Here is a 1,280-nt window from a genome sequence, read left to right as displayed (position 1 = left end):
GGCTCGGGCGCTGCGGTCGACGTGTGCTGGGACATCGCGTGGCCGCAGAGCGGGCAGGCCCGTTCGGCGCGCGCCGGCTCGGGCTCGCTTTCGTACGGACCGACCGACGCGGGACCGGCCAGGCGGATGAGCCGCGTGTTGAGGTACGTGTACCACCCGCCGGCGTCGCGCACCCGTTGACGAAGCGGCGGCCGCTCGGCATCGTTTCGTGTCATGAACATTAGTGTACTAACGGAATGAGTACAGTAGAGGCATGGATGCGCGCGACGATCTGCTGAAGCTCGAGAACCAGCTGTGCTTCGCTCTCGTGACGGCCGCGCGCAACGTCGTCTCCATCTATCGTCCTGTCCTCGATCCCCTCGGCCTGACGCACCCGCAGTACCTCGTGATGCTCGCCCTCTGGGAGCACTCGCCGCGCTCGCTGGGTGAGCTCGCGGAGGAGCTTGCGATGGAACCGGCCACCCTGTCGCCGCTCGTCAAGCGCCTCGAGGTGCAGGGGCGGGTCAGTCGCACGCGCCGCACTGACGACGAGCGGGTGCTGGATATCGCGCTCACCGCCGACGGCACGTCTCTGCGGGCACGGGCTCTCGACGTGCCGGCGCAGATCATGGCGAGAGTCGGGATGGATGCCGACCAACTTGCGGCACTGCGCGACGGTCTCGCCCCCTTCGCCGGCCGTCGGCCGGACTGAGGAGGGTACGCCGAGAGCGCACCTCGGATCCGGTGTCGGAGGCCACACCTAGACTTGTCCGGTGCCCATCGTCCCTGTTGCCTCGTCGAAACTCAGCGTGCGCGGAGCCCGCGTCCACAACCTCAAGAACGTGGATCTCGACATCCCGCGCGACTCCCTCGTCGTCTTCACCGGCCTCTCCGGTTCGGGCAAGTCCAGCCTCGCTTTCGACACGATCTTCGCCGAAGGTCAGCGTCGTTACGTGGAGTCGCTGAGCGCGTACGCGCGGCAGTTCCTCGGTCAGGTCGACCGCCCGGACGTCGACTTCATCGAGGGATTGAGTCCCGCCGTCTCGATCGATCAGAAGTCGACGAACCGCAACCCGCGTTCGACGGTCGGCACCATCACCGAGATCCACGACTACATGCGTCTGCTGTGGGCGCGCATCGGTGTTCCGCACTGTCCCGAGTGCGGCGCCCAGATTCAGCGGCAGACCGTGCAGCAGATCGCCGATCAGCTCATGGAGCTGCCCGAGCGCACGCGCTATCAGATCGTGGCGCCGGTCGTGACGCAGAAAAAGGGCGAGTTCGTCACTCTTCAAGGAGCGTCG

At 66.7% G+C, this 1,280-nt stretch carries 2 protein-coding genes and 1 pseudogene; 2 read left to right on the top strand and 1 reads right to left on the bottom strand.

Annotated features, from left to right (window positions below; genetic code table 11):
• The coding region (locus tag I5I_RS13765; protein ID WP_036320967.1) for a hypothetical protein at positions 1 to 221 on the bottom strand (221 nt) is incomplete at its 3' end.
• A 32-nt stretch (positions 222 to 253) separates the two neighbouring features.
• On the opposite strand from I5I_RS13765, the gene I5I_RS13760 reads away from it, so the two are divergent.
• Both I5I_RS13760 and I5I_RS13755 read left to right on the top strand, forming a co-directional pair.
• Positions 254 to 691 carry a MarR family winged helix-turn-helix transcriptional regulator gene (locus I5I_RS13760; RefSeq protein WP_036320963.1) on the top strand — a complete coding sequence of 146 codons (438 nt, stop codon included), beginning with the start codon at positions 254 to 256 and terminating at the stop codon, positions 689 to 691.
• Positions 692 to 752: 61 nt separating this feature from the next.
• A pseudogene (locus tag I5I_RS13755) lies at positions 753 to 1,280 on the top strand (excinuclease ABC subunit UvrA); the annotation flags it as partial.

Source organism: Microbacterium sp. B24 (assembly GCF_000333415.1).
Classification (GTDB): Bacteria; Actinomycetota; Actinomycetes; order Actinomycetales; family Microbacteriaceae; genus Microbacterium.
This window is presented reverse-complemented; position numbering and strand designations above follow the sequence as displayed.